The sequence below is a fragment of the Arthrobacter sp. S41 genome (genome assembly GCF_004320535.1).
Lineage (GTDB): Bacteria > Actinomycetota > Actinomycetes > Actinomycetales > Micrococcaceae > Glutamicibacter.
In genome coordinates, this window is sequence record NZ_SIHY01000001.1 from 714,061 (window position 1) to 734,440 (window position 20,380).

20 protein-coding genes are annotated in these 20,380 nt (G+C 53.9%); 8 read left to right on the top strand and 12 right to left on the bottom strand.

The window, feature by feature from the left end:
- Nucleotides 1-17: 17 nt before the first annotated feature.
- Entirely contained in the window at nucleotides 18-296 is a 279-nt protein-coding gene (locus EYR88_RS03280; protein WP_131088303.1) for a mycoredoxin, read from the top strand.
- Between the two features lie 89 nt (nucleotides 297-385).
- Here the strand turns inward: EYR88_RS03280 and EYR88_RS03285 are convergent, their stop codons facing one another.
- A complete protein-coding gene (locus EYR88_RS03285; protein ID WP_131088304.1) occupies nucleotides 386-1,123 on the bottom strand; it encodes a lipoate--protein ligase family protein in 738 nt (245 codons plus the stop codon).
- 95 nt (nucleotides 1,124-1,218) lie between these two features.
- On the opposite strand from EYR88_RS03285, the gene EYR88_RS03290 reads away from it, so the two are divergent.
- Nucleotides 1,219-1,824 carry a uridine kinase gene (locus tag EYR88_RS03290; RefSeq protein WP_131088305.1) on the top strand — a complete coding sequence of 202 codons (606 nt, stop codon included), beginning with the start codon at nucleotides 1,219-1,221 and terminating at the stop codon, nucleotides 1,822-1,824.
- Nucleotides 1,825-1,831: 7 nt separating this feature from the next.
- Here the strand turns inward: EYR88_RS03290 and EYR88_RS03295 are convergent, their stop codons facing one another.
- Nucleotides 1,832-2,650: a thioesterase family protein gene (locus EYR88_RS03295; protein WP_131088306.1), complete on the bottom strand. Its 819-nt coding sequence runs from the start codon at nucleotides 2,648-2,650 to the stop codon at nucleotides 1,832-1,834.
- A 70-nt stretch (nucleotides 2,651-2,720) separates the two neighbouring features.
- Entirely contained in the window at nucleotides 2,721-3,296 is a 576-nt protein-coding gene (locus EYR88_RS03300; RefSeq protein WP_131088307.1) for an XRE family transcriptional regulator, read from the bottom strand.
- A gap of 77 nt (nucleotides 3,297-3,373) precedes the next feature.
- On the opposite strand from EYR88_RS03300, the gene EYR88_RS03305 reads away from it, so the two are divergent.
- Nucleotides 3,374-4,282, top strand: a complete 909-nt coding sequence (locus EYR88_RS03305; protein ID WP_131088308.1) for an NAD(P)/FAD-dependent oxidoreductase — start codon at nucleotides 3,374-3,376, stop codon at nucleotides 4,280-4,282.
- A 644-nt stretch (nucleotides 4,283-4,926) separates the two neighbouring features.
- On the top strand, nucleotides 4,927-5,130 hold the full coding sequence (locus tag EYR88_RS03310; protein WP_013349123.1) for a cold-shock protein: 204 nt from the start codon (nucleotides 4,927-4,929) through the stop codon (nucleotides 5,128-5,130).
- Nucleotides 5,131-5,207: 77 nt separating this feature from the next.
- Here EYR88_RS03310 and EYR88_RS03315 read toward each other — a convergent pair whose 3' ends face one another.
- The 7 genes from EYR88_RS03315 to poxB all read right to left on the bottom strand — a co-directional run bounded on the left by EYR88_RS03315 (nucleotide 5,208) and on the right by poxB (nucleotide 13,836).
- Nucleotides 5,208-6,428, bottom strand: a complete 1,221-nt coding sequence (locus EYR88_RS03315; protein WP_131088309.1) for an FAD-dependent oxidoreductase — start codon at nucleotides 6,426-6,428, stop codon at nucleotides 5,208-5,210.
- A 236-nt stretch (nucleotides 6,429-6,664) separates the two neighbouring features.
- Nucleotides 6,665-7,639: a class 1b ribonucleoside-diphosphate reductase subunit beta gene (nrdF, locus tag EYR88_RS03320; RefSeq protein WP_131088310.1), complete on the bottom strand. Its 975-nt coding sequence runs from the start codon at nucleotides 7,637-7,639 to the stop codon at nucleotides 6,665-6,667.
- Between the two features lie 213 nt (nucleotides 7,640-7,852).
- Nucleotides 7,853-9,991, bottom strand: a complete 2,139-nt coding sequence (gene nrdE / locus EYR88_RS03325) for a class 1b ribonucleoside-diphosphate reductase subunit alpha (protein WP_131088311.1) — start codon at nucleotides 9,989-9,991, stop codon at nucleotides 7,853-7,855.
- The gene (gene nrdI, locus EYR88_RS03330) at nucleotides 9,988-10,473 is read right to left on the bottom strand and encodes a class Ib ribonucleoside-diphosphate reductase assembly flavoprotein NrdI (RefSeq protein WP_131089769.1); all 486 of its coding nucleotides are present in this window, start codon (nucleotides 10,471-10,473) and stop codon (nucleotides 9,988-9,990) included. The genes nrdE and nrdI overlap by 4 nt, the downstream gene beginning before the upstream one ends.
- 42 nt (nucleotides 10,474-10,515) lie before the next feature.
- Complete coding sequence (gene nrdH / locus EYR88_RS03335; RefSeq protein WP_131088312.1) at nucleotides 10,516-10,746, bottom strand: glutaredoxin-like protein NrdH; 231 nt, start codon at nucleotides 10,744-10,746, stop codon at nucleotides 10,516-10,518.
- 556 nt (nucleotides 10,747-11,302) lie between these two features.
- Nucleotides 11,303-12,037: a YggS family pyridoxal phosphate-dependent enzyme gene (locus tag EYR88_RS03340; protein ID WP_131088313.1), complete on the bottom strand. Its 735-nt coding sequence runs from the start codon at nucleotides 12,035-12,037 to the stop codon at nucleotides 11,303-11,305.
- Between the two features lie 74 nt (nucleotides 12,038-12,111).
- Entirely contained in the window at nucleotides 12,112-13,836 is a 1,725-nt protein-coding gene (gene poxB, locus EYR88_RS03345) for a ubiquinone-dependent pyruvate dehydrogenase (RefSeq protein WP_131088314.1), read from the bottom strand.
- A 251-nt stretch (nucleotides 13,837-14,087) separates the two neighbouring features.
- On the opposite strand from poxB, the gene EYR88_RS03350 reads away from it, so the two are divergent.
- Nucleotides 14,088-14,447 carry a cupin domain-containing protein gene (locus tag EYR88_RS03350; protein ID WP_131088315.1) on the top strand — a complete coding sequence of 120 codons (360 nt, stop codon included), beginning with the start codon at nucleotides 14,088-14,090 and terminating at the stop codon, nucleotides 14,445-14,447.
- 23 nt (nucleotides 14,448-14,470) lie between these two features.
- On the opposite strand, the gene EYR88_RS03355 is transcribed toward EYR88_RS03350, so the two are convergent.
- Nucleotides 14,471-15,535, bottom strand: coding sequence for a PLP-dependent cysteine synthase family protein (locus tag EYR88_RS03355; RefSeq protein ID WP_131088316.1), 1,065 nt, complete (start codon nucleotides 15,533-15,535; stop codon nucleotides 14,471-14,473).
- A gap of 59 nt (nucleotides 15,536-15,594) precedes the next feature.
- On the opposite strand from EYR88_RS03355, the gene EYR88_RS03360 reads away from it, so the two are divergent.
- Nucleotides 15,595-16,374, top strand: coding sequence for a hypothetical protein (locus tag EYR88_RS03360; RefSeq protein ID WP_131088317.1), 780 nt, complete (start codon nucleotides 15,595-15,597; stop codon nucleotides 16,372-16,374).
- An 82-nt stretch (nucleotides 16,375-16,456) separates the two neighbouring features.
- A complete protein-coding gene (locus tag EYR88_RS03365; RefSeq protein WP_131088318.1) occupies nucleotides 16,457-16,807 on the top strand; it encodes a hypothetical protein in 351 nt (116 codons plus the stop codon).
- A gap of 199 nt (nucleotides 16,808-17,006) precedes the next feature.
- On the opposite strand, the gene EYR88_RS03370 is transcribed toward EYR88_RS03365, so the two are convergent.
- Nucleotides 17,007-19,325, bottom strand: a complete 2,319-nt coding sequence (locus EYR88_RS03370) for an esterase-like activity of phytase family protein (RefSeq protein WP_131088319.1) — start codon at nucleotides 19,323-19,325, stop codon at nucleotides 17,007-17,009.
- 176 nt (nucleotides 19,326-19,501) lie between these two features.
- Between EYR88_RS03370 and EYR88_RS03375 the strand changes: the two genes are divergently transcribed.
- Nucleotides 19,502-20,350 (top strand): 3-hydroxyacyl-CoA dehydrogenase, encoded by an 849-nt coding sequence (locus tag EYR88_RS03375; protein WP_131088320.1) that lies wholly within the window; start codon nucleotides 19,502-19,504, stop codon nucleotides 20,348-20,350.
- Nucleotides 20,351-20,380 lie beyond the last annotated feature (30 nt).

Sequence of the window (20,380 nt, forward strand, 5' to 3'; positions counted from 1 at the left end):
TCACGGTTATACCCTGTATGAGCAACGAATTGAACCTTGACCAGTACGTTCCTGACGCAGGTGGCGTCACCATGTTCACCACTAGCTGGTGCGGATACTGCCGTAACCTCAAGCGTCTGATGGATCAGAAGGGTGTGGCATACACCGAGGTAAACATCGAAGAAGTTGAAGGTACCGCTGAGATTGTGGAGTCCTTCAACAACGGCAATCAGACGGTTCCGACATTGATCTTCCCTGATGGCACTGCTGCCACCAACCCACGAATCGAAGAAGTTGTAGAGCGCATCGGCGCCTAATTAGTTACACCAAGTATCAGCGTTGACCCCAATAAAAAATCGGTACTTGAATTTCAGGTACCGATTTTTTGTTGCCCAGAGTTGTTAGCTCATGCGCCGATCAAGCTGACATGCTCCCGGTATTCCTCAAGGAGCGCAGCGATGAAGGCTTCAGTAGTTGCGGGGGCGACAAGATCGCTGGCGGCACCCACCGTCGTCGGGTCCATCGGGATTTCCATTGCTTGATAGACAGCGTTCAGCACCTGACGCAGTGGCTCTGAATCCTCAATGACAAACACCGAGGAGAAAAGCCATGCTCCGGCGACCACGCGCTGGGCTGTCCCCACGAGTTTTACCGGATAGTTTCGTGGCGAAGCTGAGGTTGGTAGTCCATGAACGGAGTGCTCCCCCGGGCAGTATTCTCCCGGAATGGGGCCGATCCGAGCATCAACACCCAAACGGGCAAGGGCCTTAGCATAAATATCAGCAAAAACTTCAAAGCGTTTTTGCTGTCCCAATACCGCTTCGTGTTGTGGCTCGAGGTGATCAACAATTAATGATCCACGGTGGTAGGCAGCAGCACGGCCGCCAGCCTTGCGCACCAGAGGCATGAAGCCTCGGTCTTCTGCGGCCTGACGAGCTGCTTCATATCCAGATAAACGAACATCGCGCTGGCCAAAAGCCAACGTAGGATCCGGACGATACAACCGCAGGGTCGGCCCACGATCTCCAGATTGAATTTCGCGAAGTAACTGAACCCCGCGTTCCAAATCTGCAGCAGGATCACCGCTAGGATCTTCGATTTCTAGTGTTAGCGGAGCATCCGACTGAGGATTGAACAAACTCATAACAATGAGTCTAATTCAGGCATTGGCTACCAGTGGAGTTGATGTCACAACGCAGGAATGTAGTCAGCTGAGAAATCTGCGCCATAATTATAGGCGTGCCAAATTCTTCTACTCCTGTCATCCTGATCGGCGGACCCTCCGGTTCAGGAAAGTCCTATCTCGCGTCAAAGTACGGTAATCCGCATCTGCCGCTCGACGAGTACTACCGACAGCTCAGTGAAGATGGCAATCCTGTCCCGTTCCCGCGTACCGCGTACGGCGAAGTCGACTGGGATCATTCGGGCACCTGGAATAAGGAAGCCGCGCTACAAGCGATCGATGAGCTGTTGGAAAACGGCAGCACCATGGTTCCGAACTATTCGATCTCAACTTCCAGCTATGACGGGCACCGAGAAATCAGGTCAGCTGCCGGACCGATTGTCGCTGAAGGAATTTTTCTTTACGAACTGCTCGAGCCACTGAAGGCAAAGGGAATCAACGTACAGGCATACTACGTTGATGAGCCCGCGCTAGTCACTGGCATTCGTCGCTTTGTCCGCGACGTCGCCCAGCGGCGAAAGCCAGTGACCTTCCTGCTCAAACGGGGTTACGCATTGTTCCGTGTTCATGGCGCTGACCGCGAGAAGTATCGCGAGCGTCAGTTTGTTCTTATGCCCAAGCCGGAACTCAAAAAGCTACTTTCCCAACTTTCTGCATCCTGAACGCTTTCTAGCGCGAACGTACAGTCAGAATCTGTTCGGCTCGACCAAACGGACCGGTGAGATCGTGCAGTACCGTCGAGGTGAGCCCAATTCCGTCGGCGCCGAAGCTCTGTTGCACTTCTAACCCGAGCCACGAACCTTCAGGCTGTCGGTACATGTGAATCTGCAGATCCAAGTTTGGGTAGACCCAAGTCCCCTCGCTGGGCTCGACGCGTGGGGCGACACCGTTGGCGGTATCGATCAAACCTACGAGCCTAGCCATATCTGAAGCATCTGCACTATCAACAAGTGCGTACTTGGTGCGCAACCAAGCGATTCCCTTGCCAAGTCGCCAATCCTTGCCTGCCCGCATTTCGAGCGAACGAATGTACCCGCCTGGCCAACGCTGGCTAACTTGCTGTACTTCGCATTCATCTGGACCAGGAATTGTTGCATCTTCGATACCAGCGACCTGGCTCGAATCGCCTTTAATCACTCTCCATGCCCGTGCCACGATGCTGGTTCGGCCCTTGGCTGTCATCTCAGCTTCGATCAGCTCGATGGTTCGTCCCGGTCGAACCATTCGCGTGGTGATCTCAAATTCACCTGCATGGATCAATCCGTGGATTTCAAAACTCAGCCGGGCAATGCGCATGTCATCACGAGGCTGAAAGTTTTCCAGTTCGTAAGCCAAGATTCCTGACGCCGGAGCCATGTGCTGCTCGTGTTCATTCCAGGCTCCTTGCGCGTGCAATGACGAACGGTAGCGCCCCTGCCCCAAAGACTCGAAATAGTAGTCACCTTTAGCGAGAATCTTCTCGAGTTCCTCAGTGAGCTGATGCGTCATCGCTGTCCTCCTGGCGTTTGAAAATGTTGCACTGCCCTCAGGTTATCCAAGAGCGACTAAAACCAACAGACTAGTTGCCACTGTCATGCTGATGAGCTTTCTGTCCAGCGCTGTCCAAGATGCCCAAAATTTCTGCAACACCGTCTTTCGCCCAGATGGCATGCGGCGTCATCGTATCGAATTGCGCCGACTGACCCGCGTTCACGTGATACGTCCGCTCCCCCAGCTTTAACTGAATCTCACCAAGCAAAACGGTGAACCACTCTTTCCCCGGATGGATACGTAATTCGCTAGGCGCCGGCGCTTTAGAAGGATCAATACGCATCTTAGAAACGTTGACCCCATTAACGGCATCATCCGTCGAGAGCTTCCACAGAGTAATGCCGGGCAGTGAAATCGGTTCGGGCCGAATGATGATCTCAGCTTCCGACGTGGCAACAAGTTCATCGAGGCTTGTGCTTAGGGCTTTGGCGATCGGCACCAGCTGGTCCAGCGCAATCCGACGGCTTCCGGTTTCGATTCGGCTCAGTGTTGAAACGCTGAGCGAGGCCTTACTCGCCAATGACTCCAACGACCAGCCATGGTTTTGCCGTAAGGTGCGGATGCGCTGTCGGATGATCTGGTCTACTTCCAATTCTTGCGTCATGCGCAAAACGCTACACCCTCTAACGCAAACCGTCGATAAGGTAAAAATCTCAGCTTCACCATTCGAGAGGAACCATCATGGAACACTTTGAAGTCATCGTTATCGGAGGCGGCAGCGCCGGCCTGGCAGCTTCAATTGCGTTGGCACGGTCGATGCGCTCAGTACTGCTCATCGACGAAGGACAACCGCGCAACACCTCAGCACTACATGCCCACAACCTTCTAGGCCAAGAAGGCAGCAATCCTCTTGAACTCCTCAAACGTGGTCGGCAGGAAGCAGCGAGTTACGGAGTTCATCTCACCGAGGGAACCGTGAGTTCATTATCAGGCACCCTGACAGAGGGGTTTAGCGTCAAGGTTGATGCTCGGAACTTCACTGCGGAACGTATCATCCTGGCCACCGGGCTGAAGGATCAGCTTCCGCAGATCTCAGGGCTTGATCGTGCATGGGGAACCTCCGCTATCCACTGCGCCTACTGCCACGGCTGGGAAGTCCGCGACCAACAGATACTTGTCATTGGCTGCGGCCCAATGAGCGCACATCAAGCAATGATGTTTAAGCAGCTGAGTTCCAACATCACGTTCGTCAACCACGAACCTGCCGAGCTCACCGAAGAAGGAAAGTCGATCCTCAAGGCCCTAGCCATTCCGATAGTGAACCAGAGTGTGCAAGCGCTGGAGTTTGATCAGTCAGGCACATTCGAAGCTATACGCCTAGATAACAATGAGAAACTGCACGCTCAGGCAGTGATCGTTGCTAGTGCAATGCGCGCCAACGCAGAACTCTACAAATCTCTAGGCGGCGAGTTGAGCGAACATCCGTTGGGAACATTTATCGCCGTCAACGAATCCGGGGCCACCGCGATCCCAGGTGTCTACGCTGTAGGCAACGCAAGCAATCTGGGCGCAATGGTCATGGCAGCGGCGGCGTCTGGAACTTTGGCCGGTGCCGCAATCAACGCTGAGCTACTCACCGCCGCACTGTAAAACTGTTCATACTCTTCTACTGCCCTGCGATTCATTCCTCAGCAGCAGGAGAGAACAGTGCAACGCCGCGCGACGCAACACGAACATTCATGGTAAAAATCGCCGGAATTCCGGGCTTTCTTCGCTACGACGCGCCAACGTAGTGTCAATCACTTCGCGGGTTGGCCGAATCAATGGTACGCTTTAGTTGTTACCTCGACGCCTGCAGGTGTGACTCACCCGCCGACAGACGTTAGCAGTAGGATTTGTAGCACGGCCAACAAATCGTCTGTGCATTACAAATCGGTTCACCGATCTTCGGATTGATTGAACTCCTACCGAAACGAATTCTTCATCTTCTCTTCTTCACTGCAGATAAAACATCTCGACGACTTTCAACGTCACATCTCTGTGGATTCCTTGTTCTACTCCGCTAGCGTGGGGTCATTACCCGTTAGCAGCCTGGATTCCGACGATGTTTAAGCTAGTGCAGCGACTCCCGTTTTGGCCGATACCGGCAAAATCAGTATTCGATAGTCCGTATCGACGGCAGGCGAATCGTTCTCGGCAGCTCTGCTCGAGGTAACCCAAAATTTTCCGGTTCGGAACTTCGAATCGGCAACCAGGCCACATCGTGGCCAATCAATAAATAAGGAAATAACACTATGGCCACTGGCACCGTGAAATGGTTCAACGCTGAAAAGGGCTTCGGCTTCATCGCTCCTTCTGATGGATCTGCTGACGTTTTCGCACACTACAGCGCTATCCAGAGCTTCGGTTTCCGTAGCCTCGAAGAGGGCCAGACCGTTGAGTACACCCTGGAAGCTGGTCCAAAGGGCCCACAGGCTACCAACATCCAGGCTCGCTAAGAGACTTCCTTCGAAGGTGCAGTTCCCCCGCAAAGGTTGGAACTGCACCTTCGATGTGTTTAACCCGGAAGTTCAACTCATTTTGTTCGTCGCGCTGCCAATGGTGAGTGCTCCTGAATAACACCAACACCAAGCAAACGGGCAGGTATTGAAGCCAGCTTGGGAAAACGTCGAAGCAACACAGCTACCGGCAGCGGTAAAGTGACTTCTTCGTTGCTCCGCATGATCCGCCGCAGCCCACGATGCATGATGCGTTGCACTGATTGGACAATAATCGTTGGGACAATGCGTCGCTTCTGAACTCTTTGAACGTCTCTGTCGGAGATCGTCCATTTCCGTAAGGGTTCAGCCAGAATTCTGGCGGTCGCCACCGCGTCTTGAACCGCAAGGTTGACGCCAACTCCACCAACCGGGCTCATCGCATGCGCCGAATCTCCGATGCACAATAATCCGGAGCGCCACCACCGTCGGGCACGATTAAGCTTGACGTTTAAAAGTTTGGCATCATCCAAGCTCAGATCGCCAACACCGGTGGCAAGTTCTGGAGCGGCTTCAATGATTGAACTGCGCCACGCCTGAACTCCTTGGGCTCGAAGCTCGGAATCCATGCCTTTAGGCAGCAACATCGCCATCTGCACATAGTCAGTTCTGGGAATCATGACGAACGACTTATCTCGAGCGAATGCTGGGGACAAAACATTCGGGCGATCCAATTGGCCTGGTACCTTGAACCACCAGACATCAATCGGAACTGCAAAGTCTTTCATCACAATCCCTGCGGAATCCCGAATCCTCGACCAACGCCCGTCTGCTGCGATCGTTAACAGGGCTCTGATCTCCTTGACCCCGTCTGGTCCTGAATATCGAACACCGACAATCCTGTCGCCCACACTCAAGACGTCAAGGACTTCGCAGTTCATCCGCAGATCAAAGTTCGGCTCGGCTTCCCCGGCACGAGCTAACAGATTCAAGAAGTCCCACTGTGGCGCCATCGCTATATATGGATAGGGATGATTGATCGCCGCTAGGTTCAGCACGGTAGTTACCTTGCCGTCGCGGGTAGGGAACTGTGCACCGCTAACCTTGCTGAAATCGATCTTTTCAAATTCGCTCATCAAGCCAAGCTCATCTAGCAACTGCAGCGTTGATGGATGGATTGTGTCACCGCGAAAATCTCGGAGAAAATCTGCGTGCTTCTCCAGTACGGTCACTGGCACACCACAGCGGGCCAGCAAGAGACCTGCCACCATGCCGGCAGGGCCTCCCCCGGCAATTACACATCTAGTGTCGAACTCCATCGTCGTTTCCCTTCGGGAATGATCTGCCAGTTCCAGCTTGTCACCAATGCTCGCACATGAATAGTGCTTGTAAAGCTGATCACCAGGACTTGCTAGTTTCTCGATTCAGGAAAGTTCACGTCTTGTGTTCACCGACGTAGCAATGAATTTGGAGACGATAGAAACGAGCCAGGACCTGCAGTAATCTGCAGGCCCTGGCTCATTTATACCTTTTCAGGCGACTCGAAGTTGACGGACTAGAAGTCCCAGTCCTCATCTTCGGTGTTGACTGCCTTACCAATGACGTAGGAGGAACCCGATCCGGAGAAGAAGTCGTGGTTCTCATCAGCATTCGGGCTCAACGCGGCCAGAATTGCTGGGGATACGTCGGTTACGGTCGATGGGAACATCGCTTCGTAGCCCAAGTTCATCAGCGCCTTGTTAGCGTTGTAGTGCAGGAACTTCTTAACATCTTCAGCCAAACCAACTGGATCATAAAGATCGTGAGTGTACTGAACTTCGTTTTCGTACAGCTCGTACATGAGCTCGAAGGTGTAGTCCTTCAGCTCCTGCTTGCGTTCTTCGCTAGCGCCTTCCAAGCCCTTCTGGAACTTGTAGCCGATGTAGTAGCCGTGGACGGCTTCATCGCGAATGATCAAGCGGATCAAGTCAGCGGTGTTGGTCAGCTTTGCGTGCGAGGACCAGTGCATTGGCAGGTAGAAGCCGGAGTAGAACAGGAACGACTCGAGCAGAGTCGAAGCGATCTTTCGCTTCAGTGGATCTTCACCGTGGTAGTAGCCTTCGATGATCTGAGCTTTCTTCTGCAGGTTCACGTTCTCAGTGGACCAACGGAAAGCCTCATCAATTTCCTTGGTGGATGCCAAGGTCGAGAAGATCGAGGAGTAGCTCTTTGCGTGCACCGATTCCATGAACGCGATGTTGGTGTACACGGCCTCTTCATGAGGGGTGATTGCATCTGGAATCAACGACACTGCACCGACGGTTCCCTGAATGGTATCCAGCAGGGTTAGACCGGTGAATACACGCATGGTCAGCAGTTTTTCGTCTTCGGTCAAGGTAGCCCACGACTGGATGTCGTTGGACAGCGGCACCTTCTCAGGAAGCCAGAAGTTGTTGACGAGACGGTTCCAAACCTCAACGTCTTTGTCATCCTGGATACGGTTCCAGTTGATCGCTTCAACCTTATTGGTCAGCTGAATCTTCTCGGTCATTGCCCCTCATCGAAAAGCTAAATCGTGTAACGAACTTTGCTACCAACTCTACCGTTCTTTCAAACTGTACAGAGTCAGCAAAACTTAAATCTAGCGTCAGATCTCATGTGATCTGACGTGTGTTTTTATACAAAGCAGCTGCCGTTGGTTCGGACCAAACGGCAGCTGCTTTGTGATATTAGCGCCCTATTGAGTGGCTACTAATCTCAGGCATTACAGTGCGCAGGAAACGCAACCTTCAACTTCGGTACCTTCCAAGGCCATCTGGCGCAGGCGGATGTAGTAAAGGCTCTTAATGCCCTTACGCCATGCGTAGATCTGTGCCTTGTTGATGTCACGAGTAGTTACGGTGTCCTTGAAGAACAGAGTCAACGACAAGCCCTGATCCACGTGCTGGGTAGCAGCAGCGTAGGTGTCAATGATCTTCTCGTAGCCGATCTCGTAAGCATCTTCGTAGAAGTCGATGTTCTCGTTGTTCATGTAAGGAGCCGGGTAGTAAACGCGGCCGATCTTACCTTCCTTGCGGATCTCGATCTTCGCTGCGACCGGGTGGATCGAGGAAGTCGAGTTGTTGATGTACGAGATCGAACCGGTTGGTGGAACAGCCTGCAGGTTCTGGTTGTAGATACCGTGCTCCATAACCGACGCCTTCAGAGCGTTCCAGTCTTCCTGGGTAGGAATGTGGATGTCGGCAAAGAGCTCGCGTACGCGCTCGGTTGCTGGAACCCACTGCTGGTCGGTGTACTTGTCGAAGAATTCTCCCGACGCGTACTTTGAGTTCTCGAAGTTATCGAAAGTTTCACCGCGCTCCATGGCGATCTTGTTCGACGCAGTCAATGCGTGGAACAGAATCGTGTAGAAGTAGATGTTGGTGAAGTCGATGCCTTCTTCAGAACCGTAGTAGATGTGCTCGCGAGCGAGGAAGCCGTGCAGGTTCATCTGGCCTAGGCCGATGGCGTGCGACTTCTTGTTGCCGTCTGCAATCGAAGGAACCGAACCGATGTAGGACATATCCGACACGGCGCTCAGTGCGCGGATCGCGATGTCTACAGAAGCTGCCAGGTTCTTGCCGTCCATAGCCTTGGCAATGTTCATGGAACCAAGGTTGCAAGAAATATCCTTGCCAACCTTTGAGTAGCTCAAGTCATCGCCGAATTCAGAGGCTGACGAAACCTGCAAGATTTCCGAGCAGAGGTTCGACATGGTGATACGGCCGGCAATTGGGTTTGCCTTGTTCACGGTGTCTTCGAACATGATGTACGGGTAACCGGACTCGAACTGGATCTCTGCCAGAGTCTGGAAGAAGTCACGAGCGCTGATCTTCGCCTTCTTGATACGCGAGTCATCAACCATCTCGTAGTACTTTTCAGTAACCGAGATTTCGCTGAACGGTACGCCGTAAACGCGCTCTACATCGTAAGGGCTGAACAGGTACATGTCTTCGTTCTTGCGAGCAAGTTCGAAGGTGATGTCTGGGATGACAACGCCCAAAGACAGGGTCTTGATACGGATCTTCTCATCAGCATTTTCACGCTTGGTGTCCAAGAACCGGTAGATGTCTGGGTGGTGTGCGTTCAAGTAGACCGCGCCAGCACCCTGACGTGCGCCAAGCTGGTTGGCGTAGGAGAAGGAATCTTCAAGAAGCTTCATCACTGGGATGACGCCCGAGGACTGGTTCTCAATCTGCTTGATCGGTGCACCGTGCTCACGCAGGTTGGTCAGTGATAGTGCAACACCGCCACCGCGCTTGGAAAGCTGCAGCGAGGAGTTGACCGCACGGGCGATGGATTCCATGTTGTCTTCAATACGAAGCAAGAAGCAGGAAACTAGTTCGCCACGCTGAGCCTTACCAGCGTTGAGGAAGGTTGGAGTTGCAGGCTGGAAACGACCGTCAATGATCTCGTCAACGAGCTGGGTTGCCAACTTTTCATCGCCACGAGCAAGGTGCAGTGCAACCATGCATACGCGGTCTTCGTAACGCTCTAGGTAACGCTTGCCGTCAAAAGTCTTCAGCGTGTAAGAGGTGTAGAACTTGAAGGCGCCCAAGAAAGTTTCGAAACGGAACTTCTTGTCGAAGGCGTGCTTAAACAGATCACGAATGTAGTTCATCGAGTACTGATCAAGAGTCTCGCGCTCGTAGTACTCGTGCTTTACGAGGTAAGCCAGCTTCTCGTCAAGATCATGGAAGAACACGGTGTTGTTGTTCACGTGATCCAAGAAGTACTGACGGGCTGCGTAGCGATCTACTTCAAACTGGATCTTTCCATCTGGACCGTAAAGGTTCAGCATGGCGTTCAGGTCGTTGTAGCTCAAGCCCTGGAACTGGGCTGGGAGCTCCTTTGAGCTCGTCATCGTTCCTGCCAATTCGGCGACGCTGGTGTCCAAAAGGTTTCAAGCCCTTCTTTGACTTTGAGAACGTCTTCCGACGTCCCCATAAGTTCGAATGTATAAAGTACGGGTACGTTGCATTTCTGAGCAATTCGCTTAGCCGCGATGCAGTAGTACTCGCCGAAGTTTGTGTTCCCCGCACCGATCACTCCACGAAGATTTACTCGATTTTCGTCATACCGCAGGAATTTCATGATTTGCGGAACGATGGAGTGTTTGCCTCGCTCTCCCCCATAGGTGGGGATGAGCAATACGTACGGTGCGGCGGAAATGAGCGGCGGCTCGGTGGCAAAGACCGGGATCCGAGCCGCATTCATCTCTAGTTTGTCCACGAACCTCTTGGTGTTCTCCGAAACCGAAGAGAAATAAATCAACTGCGATTTGGTGAGGTTAACTGATTCGTGGGCCTCAGCGTTTTGCTTGTCGGCAAGTGCTGTGGGTGACATCTTTTTTGCCTCCACTACAAAGTGAGCGGATTGGGCTGGTGCTTAGTTAGCTGGAGCCAGCAGATCGATCTTGTCTGGACGGAAGCCCGACCAGTGATCATCGTCGGTAACGACGACAGGTGCCTGCATGTAGCCCAAGCCACGGACGTGCTCCAACGCAGTGGCATCTTGCGAGATGTCGACCTTGTTGTACTCGACGCCCTTCTTATCCAACGCGCGGTAAGTAGCGTTGCACTGAACGCAGGAAGGCTTCGTGTAAACGGTGATGGCCATGTCCCTGATCCCCTTTAGAAAATTCTTGATGTTGGCCGGATTCCATCTGCTGATGGAAATTCCCAGCTGTCCTCTCGGATGCCTCAAAAACAGGGTCTTTGAGGTGCTACTGGTGCGAGCCGCACCAACGAGTTCAATACTACATGTTGTGTTTAGTCGGTCAAGCAGCCACAAGATGATGTATTACAAGTATGTCATTCTTCCCCCGCTACGTCCACAGGAACTGTGGATATTCGACCCCGTTTAAACCGCGATTTTTCGGGGTCTGTCAAACTTTTTCCACAGCTTCGTCGCCACAGCATGTGGGTTAAAAATTATTCTGTGACAAGTTTCTCGGCGTGTTCTCATTGCTACATCTAGTCCGCCGTGTGCCCTCGCCCCACTACATATAGTGTGGCTCCAAATGCCGACACTTCAGCTTCTAGCCCACGCGCTGTGCACAACCGGAGAACCTCAACCGGCGAGCACGGGGCAGAGGAAAGGGCAGCAAGCCAAATTAGCTCGCTGCCCTCCTATGGATCCGTCACCGGCCGCTAGTCGCTAGTTGCTCACCGTGTTAGGCGTAGTTGCGAGCGCCAAAGATTCCCTGGCCCACCCGCACCACGGTGGCACCTTCGGCAATAGCCAGTTCGTAGTCGCCACTCATGCCCATAGACAGGTGTTTAAAGCCCGCCGGCGCATCCGGCTGCAAGGACTCTAGGGTTTGACGCAACAGGGAGAAGCTCGCGCGAATCTGTTGTTCATCAGTGGTGTGGGCGGCCATAGTCATCAGCCCTACCGGATTAAGCCGATCCAACGACGACAGACCATCAAGTAACTCTGCAGCAGCTGAGGCAGAAATTCCCGACTTACTTTCCTCACCCGAGGTATTTACCTGGATGAACACCTCAAGGGTGCGGTCCTCTAGTTCTAGACGACGCTGTAGGGTTTCAGCCAGCTTCAACGAATCCAATGCGTGGAACTCATCAGCAAACTGGGCCACAAATTTTGCCTTGTTGGTTTGCAACGGGCCAATGATGGCGTAGCGCAGGTGAGGGAACTGCTCGCGGAAAATTTCGTGCTTCCCCTGAGCTTCTTGAACCTTGTTCTCCCCCAAGGTACTGACCCCGGCCGCGATGGCCAGCGACAACCGATCAACATCGATGGTCTTGGTGACCGGCAACAATCGCACAGAGTCCGCTTCACGGCCTGCAGCACTGGTGGCCGCAGCAATGCGCTGGTTCACCGCCGCAAGGTTATTAACGAAGTCTTCGGTGGTAGCCGCGTGCGCGGCAGCAGGTTGCGAAGTCAAGACGCCTACTTTCTAGCTCTCACAAAAATGTTGCTGGCGCCAAAGGCGCCAGCAACAAGCATATGCATAAATCCTTAGAACACTTGACGCCAGTTGGTCTTGGCCAGATCCAGCAACTCATCTCCACGACCCGACAGGACCGTACGGATGGCATAGAGCGCAAAGCCCTTAGCCTGCTCGAGCTTCACATTTGGTGGCATCGACATTTCCTGGCGATCCGTGATCACATCAAGTACTGCAGGGCCATCGTGAGCCAAGAATTCCTTGACTGTGGACTCCAGCTGAGCCGAGTCCTCCACCCGGTAGCCCTTGAGTCCGGCCGCGGTGGCCACTGCACCAAAGTCAGGATTCTGCAGATCGGTGGCATAGGTGACAAAGCCGGCGGCCTTCATTTCCAGCTCAACAAAGTTCAAGGACGAGTTGTTGAAGACCACTACCTTGACCGGCAACTTATTCTGCGTGGCGGTCAGCAGTTCGCCCAGCATCATGGCTAGCCCTCCGTCGCCAGCAAAGGCAATCACCTGGCGGCTACGATCCACCGCCTGGGCACCCAGAGCCTGCATCAGCGCGTTAGCCATCGAACCGTGGTTAAAGGACCCGAGCACCCGACGCTTGCCGGTCATGGTTAGGTAGCGGGCAGCCCAAATCACCGGGGAGCCAACATCGGCGGTGAAGACCGCGTCCTCATCGGCCGCTTGATCAATAAGTCGTGCAAGGTACTGCGGGTGAATCGCCGAGCCAGGCTTCGAAGGCTCAGCGAGCTCGTCAAGCTTGGTGCGCGTCTTACGGTAATGCTCTAGGGCGTGCTCCAAGTGCTTACGATGCGTTTGCACCGGCAATAGTGCGCTCAGCGCAGCGGCAGTGTCTTTGACCGTACCCACCAATGGCACGTCAACCTTGGTGCGTCGCCCAATCTGTTCGCCGCGGATGTCCACTTGGATGATCGTGGCGTTTTGTGGGTAGAACTGTTGGTACGGGAAGTCTGTGCCCAGCATCAACAGCACATCACACTCGGCGATGGCCTTAGCGCCGGAGGCGAAGCCCAGCAGGCCGGTCATGCCCACGTCGAAGGGGTTGTCGTACTCGATATGTTCCTTACCGCGCATGGCGTGGACAATCGGGGCGGCGAGCTTATCGGCTAGGGCCACGACCTCGTCATGGGCACCAGCAACGCCGGCGCCAGCAAGGATGGTCACCTTACGCGAACCCTCAAGGATCTCTGCGGCACGCTCGAGCTCCTGCTCATTGGGCAGAACACGAGGGTTGGTCTTAGCGATGAGCTGAGTTGCAGTGCGCTCCATTTCCGACAGGGCAACGTCTCCGGCAATCACCAATACGGCGACGCCACGCTTTTCGATGGCCTCACGGATGGCGATGCGAAGCATGCGTGGCATTTGCTTTGGATCAGAAACCTGCTCAGCATAAACGGAGCACCCACGGAAAACTTCCACCGGGTTGGTTTCCTGGAAGTAGTTGGAGCCAATTTCCTCGGTGGGGATCTGTGCGGCGATGGCCAACACCGGAACTCGCGAACGATTAGCGTCGTACAGGCCGTTGATCAGGTGAAGGTTGCCAGGTCCACAGGAGCCAACGCAGACGGCCAGCTCGCCGGTAATTTCTGCTTCAGCTGCGGCGGCAAAGGCGGCGGCTTCCTCATGTCGATGGTGAACCCACTCCATTCGACCGTTCTCGCGTAGTGCATCGGTGAGTCCATTTAGCGAGTCCCCCGGGATACCGTAAATACGGCGAACCCCTTGGGCATCAAGCTGTTCAATCAGGTGGTCGGCTACATTAGGCAAAACATTCCTCCTGCACACATTTTTTTGCGGGTCTACTGCTCACAGTACTGCGCCCATCTACCTTGTGCCATGGCTACGCACCAGTTGACATGGTTCCGCTGAGCACAACAACTAGTGCCGCAGAACACATCTGCTGACACTTCTTAATGTTCAGCGTGCACCAAAGCCATGACAGGCCAGCACTTAGCTAGGCTGAACTAATAAGGCAGTGCACCAACAAGTGCACCAATACAGGAGCAAGAGGCAAGCTAATGACTCAACCGCGCCGCATGGCCAACACCAACCAACTACCTGCTGGGGTGAAAAACGGGGCGATTTGGAAGCTGGAACCAGAAGAACGAGACCTTGATGCCAACGTCATCTCCTTGGCGCCAGACCAGAGCATCGGGGCACATCAAGGCCCGGCGCTCGATGTGCTGCTCCACATTTTTGCCGGCTCGGGCACCTTGGTCACCGAGGACTCGCGAATCGAGTTAACTCTCGGCGACATCATTTATCTGCCCGCTCGATCACAACGAGAATTTATCGCTGGGTCAGCTGGCTTGGCCTACTTCTCGGTGCACCAGCGTAAACGCACCCAGGGTTTGATGCCCACACCACCAGCTGTCTAAAGCAAAAAGCTAAAAAGCAAAAACTAGTGCTCGAACGTACCTGTGGCGAGGAACTGCTCCATCGCTTCGGTGTACGGGGCAAGGTTCAAGCCTTGATCATCAAGCCACTGCTGGTTGTAATAGGTGTTTGTGTAGCGCTCGCCGGAGTCGCAGAGCAGGGTCACCACACTGCCCTGCTCACCGTTTTTTAGCATCTGCGAGATGGTCTTAAACGCGGCGTAAAGGTTGGTGCCGGTGGAACCGCCAGCAAAGTACCTAGTCTTGGCACGCAGCAAGTGCATGGCTGCCAAGGAGGCTGCGTCCGGGACCTGCATCATATGGTCGATCACGCCGGGCATAAAAGAAGGCTCAACCGTCGGTCGCCCGATACCTTCAATTCTTGAACCCGTACCGGAGACGTAATCGGGGTTTCCGGTTTTCCAGCCTTCATAAAATGCGGAGCCTTCTGGGTCCGCAACACAGATGCGGGTGTCGTGCTGCTTATAACGAGCGTAGCGGCCAAAGGTTGCACTGGTTCCGCCGGTTCCGGCGCCTACGACAATCCAGCTTGGGATTGGGTGCGGTTCGGCAGACATCTGGGCATAGACCGATTCAGCAATGTTGTTATTCCCTCGCCAATCGGTGGCCCGCTCAGCGTAGGTAAACTGGTCAAGATAGTAGCCACCAGACTGGGCTGCCAACTCGCGGGCTGCAACATCTAATTGCCCAGCACCGTCAACAAGGTGGCATCGACCGCCGTAAAACTCGATGAGCTTAATCTTCTCGGTGCTCGTGGAGGCGGGTACCACCGCGATGAATTCCAGTCCGAGCATGCGCGAGAAGTAGGCTTCTGATACCGCGGTTGATCCGCTGGAAGCCTCCACCAAGGTGGTACCTTCCTTGATTCGTCCATTAACTAGTCCGTAGAGCAGCAGTGAACGGGCTAGTCGGTGTTTGAGCGAACCGGTGGGGTGCACCGACTCGTCTTTGAGGTACAGCTCAATCCCCCAGTGCGCCGGAAGCTCAAACCCCAACAGGTGTGTGTCAGCGCTGCGATTGGCGTCGGCGTTGAGCTGAGAAATTGCCTGTCGAACCCAAAGATCAGTCATATCTCAACTCTAACCGTGGCTTGCAGTTTGCACACGTCAACCGTGATAAATTCAAAACTGTGGAAATAAGGTTGGTATCCGGCGCCTACAGCGCACTCATGCTCCTTGGTTTGAGCTGGGCCTTATGGGCAGTACTCGCGGCGTCTAACCTGGTTGACGTGGCCGGTAGCTGGCTGGAACGGGACGCTTTTGTCAGTTCTGTTCCCTTGCCTGGACTGCTTCCGTGGCTCGGGCTCATGGCGGCCTTGGGCCTCTATGCCATCTGGCAAGGTATCGCGCGGTGGCGCCTTGAGCTACATCGACGTATGCGACTCTGGGTTCTTGCTGTAGTGCTCTTTAACGCCTTGTGGGTGCTGTGCCTGAAGCAGGAAATGATTGGCCTGAGCCTGCTTTGCGGTTACGTCCTGCTAGCAATTCTTATTCGAATCGCCATCATGATCGATCGCAGCTTCTTGGTCCACCAGATTGATCGCTGGTTAACCAGAGCGTGTTTCGGCTTATTTGCCGGTTGGTTGGCGCTCATTATCCTGGCTCAAACCATCGCCTTCGTCGCCATCCATCACGGCGACCCGAATTCTCTGATGTTCAAAGGCGCCACGGCTTTGGTGCTCGTTCTGCTCGCACTGTTCTTATGCGCTATTAGTTTCAAAAATCCCATCGGGATTTACCTCAACGCCGGAGCACTATGGGTTTTGGTCTGGATCATTATCGATCGATACACGGGCCGAGATTCCTCGCCGTTATTTGCCACCGCCAGCCTGGTTGCCGCCATACTGATGCTCATTTGTCTGCTCAGTGCGCTACGCACACGCATCCGGAAGATCCTCGGTTCGCACTGAGCGCAACGCCGTGCGCTTGAGAGCTAACGGCTAGCTGGCTAGGCTAGTGAATGAGACCTAAAGGTCCACCAGAGAGGAAAACATGTCGAAGACTGCTAAGAGCTTTAAAGAAGTTGAGAAGTCATTGGCGAAACTCGCCAAGGCTGCCAAAGAAGAACTGCCAAAGGAAATCCGTGGCGGCTGGAATGAGGCTGTTTCCGGTGTCAATGTTGAAGCAATCAGCAAGGCTGGCTCCAACTTGATCGACAACGTCGGTGGTAACTCCAAGGCTGCTAAGCGTGCTCGAACTTCGGTTCAGAGCGCCGTACAGTCGGCTCAGAAGAACTTGGCTCCGAAGGAGAAGTCCAATAAGGGCGGCAAGTTCCTTCTTATTTCCTTGGTAATCGCAGCCGTTGCTGCTGTGGTCGTTTCCCAGGTTCAGAAGAAGAAATAAGCATATTTTTTAGGGCGTGGCATCCATGGATGCCACGCCCTAATTCATGCCCAGTACCTGGAGCTGACAGCTATTTCGTTCGGCGCTCTCGTGCTGATTTGACTGCAGCTGCAGCTCCTAGAACCGCAACCACCAGACTCACAGGAATCAGCCACAAGCTATCGGCGCCAGTTCTGACTTCCTTTACTCGTGGCTGTGCCTAGGCCAGTGGCACCAGTTCTGCGTGGCCAGGTTTCTCAGAGATCGGTCCTTGGCTCGCTGCATCAGGTAATGGCGAATCCTGCAGATCAAATACGTTCGCTACTGCCCCCAGCTTGGCAAAGACTATTTCGCCGGTAGCCTCATCCACAGCATCATTGTCGGTCACTACGTAAACCTGGTCACCGGCTACCGCCAGTCCCTCCAGCTTCTCGTGGGTCCACCCGTGAGATTGTTCAAGCACCGGCAATACATCAACAGCGAGTTTCTTGTGCACCATTGGTACCGACTCGCCTGAGTCACCCTGCTGGGCCAGCGGCCCCTCGAACTGGTAGATCGCTTTGTGCTTGGCCGCAGGTCCTGGCTGGTTATCGCGTTCGATGACAGCATAAGACCCATCAGGTAACGCGGTAATTTCCGAGAGGCCATTCCACGTTCCCTCAACCGCGGGATCCAGTTTGTATCCAAACCAGCTGAAATCTCCCGTGCTGGGTTTGTACGTGCCGATACGCACAAATGATTCACCTGGAACTTCTCGCTGAAGGGTGAATACAACTTCTTCGTCCTTACCGGTGCCACGAACGCTCACACCTTCAAGGCCCTGTTTCTGCAAGGAGCCCACAACCTCTGAGGGCAGCGCAACTTCCTGCTGCACCTTACCGGTTTCGTCAATCTTCACCAGCTTGTTGTTCTTGCCCGTCGATCCCTCGTTTGCGGCCCAGAACCCACCTTCTTCACGCGCTGCTATTCCTTCGAGGTCTAAGTCGGTACTTGCACCGGTCACGGGAATCGAGCTATCGACAGTGGCGGGATTGCCTGTGGTGATGGAGTAGATCCGTGACGCGTAGGCGTTGTCACTGACCGCATAGAGCTTATTTGGATCTTTTGGATCAGAGCTCAGACCGCTCAAGGCGCCGAATGGAACCAACGATTTTGTATTTGATTCCAGCTGCGGGAATTGTGGCTGATCCGCGCCAAAGGAATACAGGCTCACTGCCGAGCGGACTTGATCTTCATCCGTTTCGGAGGCCACGGCCAACAAATTTCGTCCTGGGATTGGCAAGAGACCTTCGGGGCCATTGGTAGTAGGTAGCGTCTGCACATAACGCGGCGATTTTGGATCAGACAAGTCATAAACGGCCACGAAGTTAGCTCGCTCTGTTGCTACAAAGCCGTAGTCCACCCCGTTGTAGTTAGCGATGGCCAGACCCTCAGGCTCCGTACCTTTTTTATCAGCCCGGCCTTCTGGGAACAGACCTTGAGACAGCGCGAGTTGTTCTAGCGAATTACCGGCGTCCCAGACGATTTTCCCGGTGCGTGAATCAAAGATCGTGAAACCTCGGCTTCCACCCTTCCAATCGCCTTCATTGGCGGTGGCTAGATATCGGTCTTGAAGCCATGCAATCGCATCAGGTTCACGAGGCACGGCGTCCAGTGATCCGTTGACATCCAGTTGCCCATCGTCCTTTGTGTCGATGCCTTCAAGATCAACGGTGCCGGTGCTAAATGCCCGCTTGAGTTTTGCTGTGCGCAAGTCGATGAGCACAACTCCGTTATTTTCTTGGAGGGTTACCGCCAACTGATTTTTGGTGTTGATACTGACGTATTCTGGCTCCGGATCTTCTGGAGTATCCAGCCCTGCCTTGGCCAGTAGTGGCAGGAGCTTAGGATCGGAGCGTGTTCCGGAGGTGAGGGGTACCTCTCGAAGCCGCCACGACTCAGGGTTTTTATCTTTGAAGTCAATGATGGCAACTGCCCCAGCTGGCGCTTGCGGTAGACCGCCCTCGCCTAATTCCTCATCACGTTCATTCTCAATGGCAATGCCTGCATAAGCTCCATCTTTAGAAATTGCTATGGAGTCAGGTTGGCCGGACAGTTTGATACTGTGTACCAATTTGCGGTCAGAAATTCGAACTACGTCTACTCGTCCAGAGGGATCACCATAGCTAGCGGAGCTATTGACGACCACAAGCACGTATTGACCGTAGGCGGCAACACTCGTGGGCTCGTCTTCGGCGCTTCCTAATTCATGCAAACCGAGCAGGCCAAGTCCTCGAGGGCTGGAGGGGTCTCTAATATCAAGGAAGCCGATGCTGCCAGAGAGTGCATCTGAGTAGATCAGTGTGTTTTCGTCGGAAGAGACCGTCGAAATTTCCGCTGCCGTCGTCGCTTGGGCTCCATCAGGATGGTTTTGATAAACAGGATAGGTAGCGACCCGTTCGAAGTACTCGGCGTTGTCCGCCATTACCGGTGGTGCGATGGCCGATGCCAGTAAAACTGCTGCCATCAATCCAAAACTCTTTGTTGCAGCGCGAGACACGCGTTTCTCCCTTGAGTATTTCCAGACTTTTCCTCCCAAGATTCTCAGTACAGAACGAAAAGCAACGGTAAACCAGACTGTTCAAGTCGAATGGTTCCGCTCCTCACATTTAGTTGCATGCTTTCAACTAAAAGCGCAAACTCTGATTGTAAGTTCAATTTTCAAGGAGATCCATCATGCAACTAACCAATACCACCGTCCTAGGAACCGGCGTCCTCGGCTCACAGATCCTTTTCCAGACCGCCTACCACGGACTGCCAACTGTCGGCTTCGACATCAACGAGGAGGCACTTCGCGTTGCCGCAGGACGTCTGGACGCACTGGTCCTGGAATATGCCAACTTCTTTGGCGATCAGCACAAGGCCCAGGCCGCCCGTGACTCAATCAAACTGACCACCGATCTAGACGAAGCAGTGAAGCACGCAGATCTAGTCATAGAGGCGGTACCAGAAAGCTTGGCAGTCAAAGAACAGACCTACAGCAAGCTCGCGGAAGCCGCACGCCCGGAGACGATCTTTGTTACCAATTCCTCCACACTATTGCCGTCCGACATCGCCCCCTTCACCGGACGACCAGAACAATTCTTGGCACTGCATTATGCGAACAACATCTGGAAGAACAACACCGGTGAAGTCATGGGCACCGCCCAGACAAGCAAGGAAGCCTACGAGGCAGTCGTAGATTTTGCCGAACGCACCGGCTTGGTAGCCATTCGAGTTCTGAAGGAGCAGCCAGGCTACGTCCTCAACTCGATGCTTGTTCCATTCTTGGAATCGGCGAGCCACCTGTTAGTCAACGAAGTGGCTGACGCTGCCACCATCGACACCACCTGGAAGCTAGGAACCGGTGCACCCTATGGACCGTTTGAAATCTATGACATCGTCGGGCTAAACACCGCCTATCACATCTCCAGCAACGGCGACGAGACCAGCAAGAAATTCGCCGCTCTACTCAAAAGCGAATACATCGATCACGGCAAGCTCGGCGTCGCAACCGGCGAAGGATTCTACAAGTACAACAAGTAGTCCGCGACCCTGAGCACTAATGGGTGCAAC

Coding starts and splice junctions, on each gene's coding strand:
- EYR88_RS03300 (WP_131088307.1), bottom strand. CDS start 3,296: ATGACGCAAGAATTGGAAGTAGACCAGATCATCCGACAGCGCATCCGC.
- EYR88_RS03355 (WP_131088316.1), bottom strand. CDS start 15,535: ATGACTGATCTTTGGGTTCGACAGGCAATTTCTCAGCTCAACGCCGAC.
- EYR88_RS03350 (WP_131088315.1), top strand. CDS start 14,088: ATGACTCAACCGCGCCGCATGGCCAACACCAACCAACTACCTGCTGGG.
- EYR88_RS03315 (WP_131088309.1), bottom strand. CDS start 6,428: ATGGAGTTCGACACTAGATGTGTAATTGCCGGGGGAGGCCCTGCCGGC.
- EYR88_RS03280 (WP_131088303.1), top strand. CDS start 18: ATGAGCAACGAATTGAACCTTGACCAGTACGTTCCTGACGCAGGTGGC.
- EYR88_RS03375 (WP_131088320.1), top strand. CDS start 19,502: ATGCAACTAACCAATACCACCGTCCTAGGAACCGGCGTCCTCGGCTCA.
- EYR88_RS03285 (WP_131088304.1), bottom strand. CDS start 1,123: ATGAGTTTGTTCAATCCTCAGTCGGATGCTCCGCTAACACTAGAAATC.
- EYR88_RS03295 (WP_131088306.1), bottom strand. CDS start 2,650: ATGACGCATCAGCTCACTGAGGAACTCGAGAAGATTCTCGCTAAAGGT.
- EYR88_RS03310 (WP_013349123.1), top strand. CDS start 4,927: ATGGCCACTGGCACCGTGAAATGGTTCAACGCTGAAAAGGGCTTCGGC.
- nrdH (WP_131088312.1), bottom strand. CDS start 10,746: ATGGCCATCACCGTTTACACGAAGCCTTCCTGCGTTCAGTGCAACGCT.
- nrdI (WP_131089769.1), bottom strand. CDS start 10,473: ATGTCACCCACAGCACTTGCCGACAAGCAAAACGCTGAGGCCCACGAA.
- EYR88_RS03305 (WP_131088308.1), top strand. CDS start 3,374: ATGGAACACTTTGAAGTCATCGTTATCGGAGGCGGCAGCGCCGGCCTG.
- nrdF (WP_131088310.1), bottom strand. CDS start 7,639: ATGACCGAGAAGATTCAGCTGACCAATAAGGTTGAAGCGATCAACTGG.
- EYR88_RS03365 (WP_131088318.1), top strand. CDS start 16,457: ATGTCGAAGACTGCTAAGAGCTTTAAAGAAGTTGAGAAGTCATTGGCG.
- nrdE (WP_131088311.1), bottom strand. CDS start 9,991: ATGACGAGCTCAAAGGAGCTCCCAGCCCAGTTCCAGGGCTTGAGCTAC.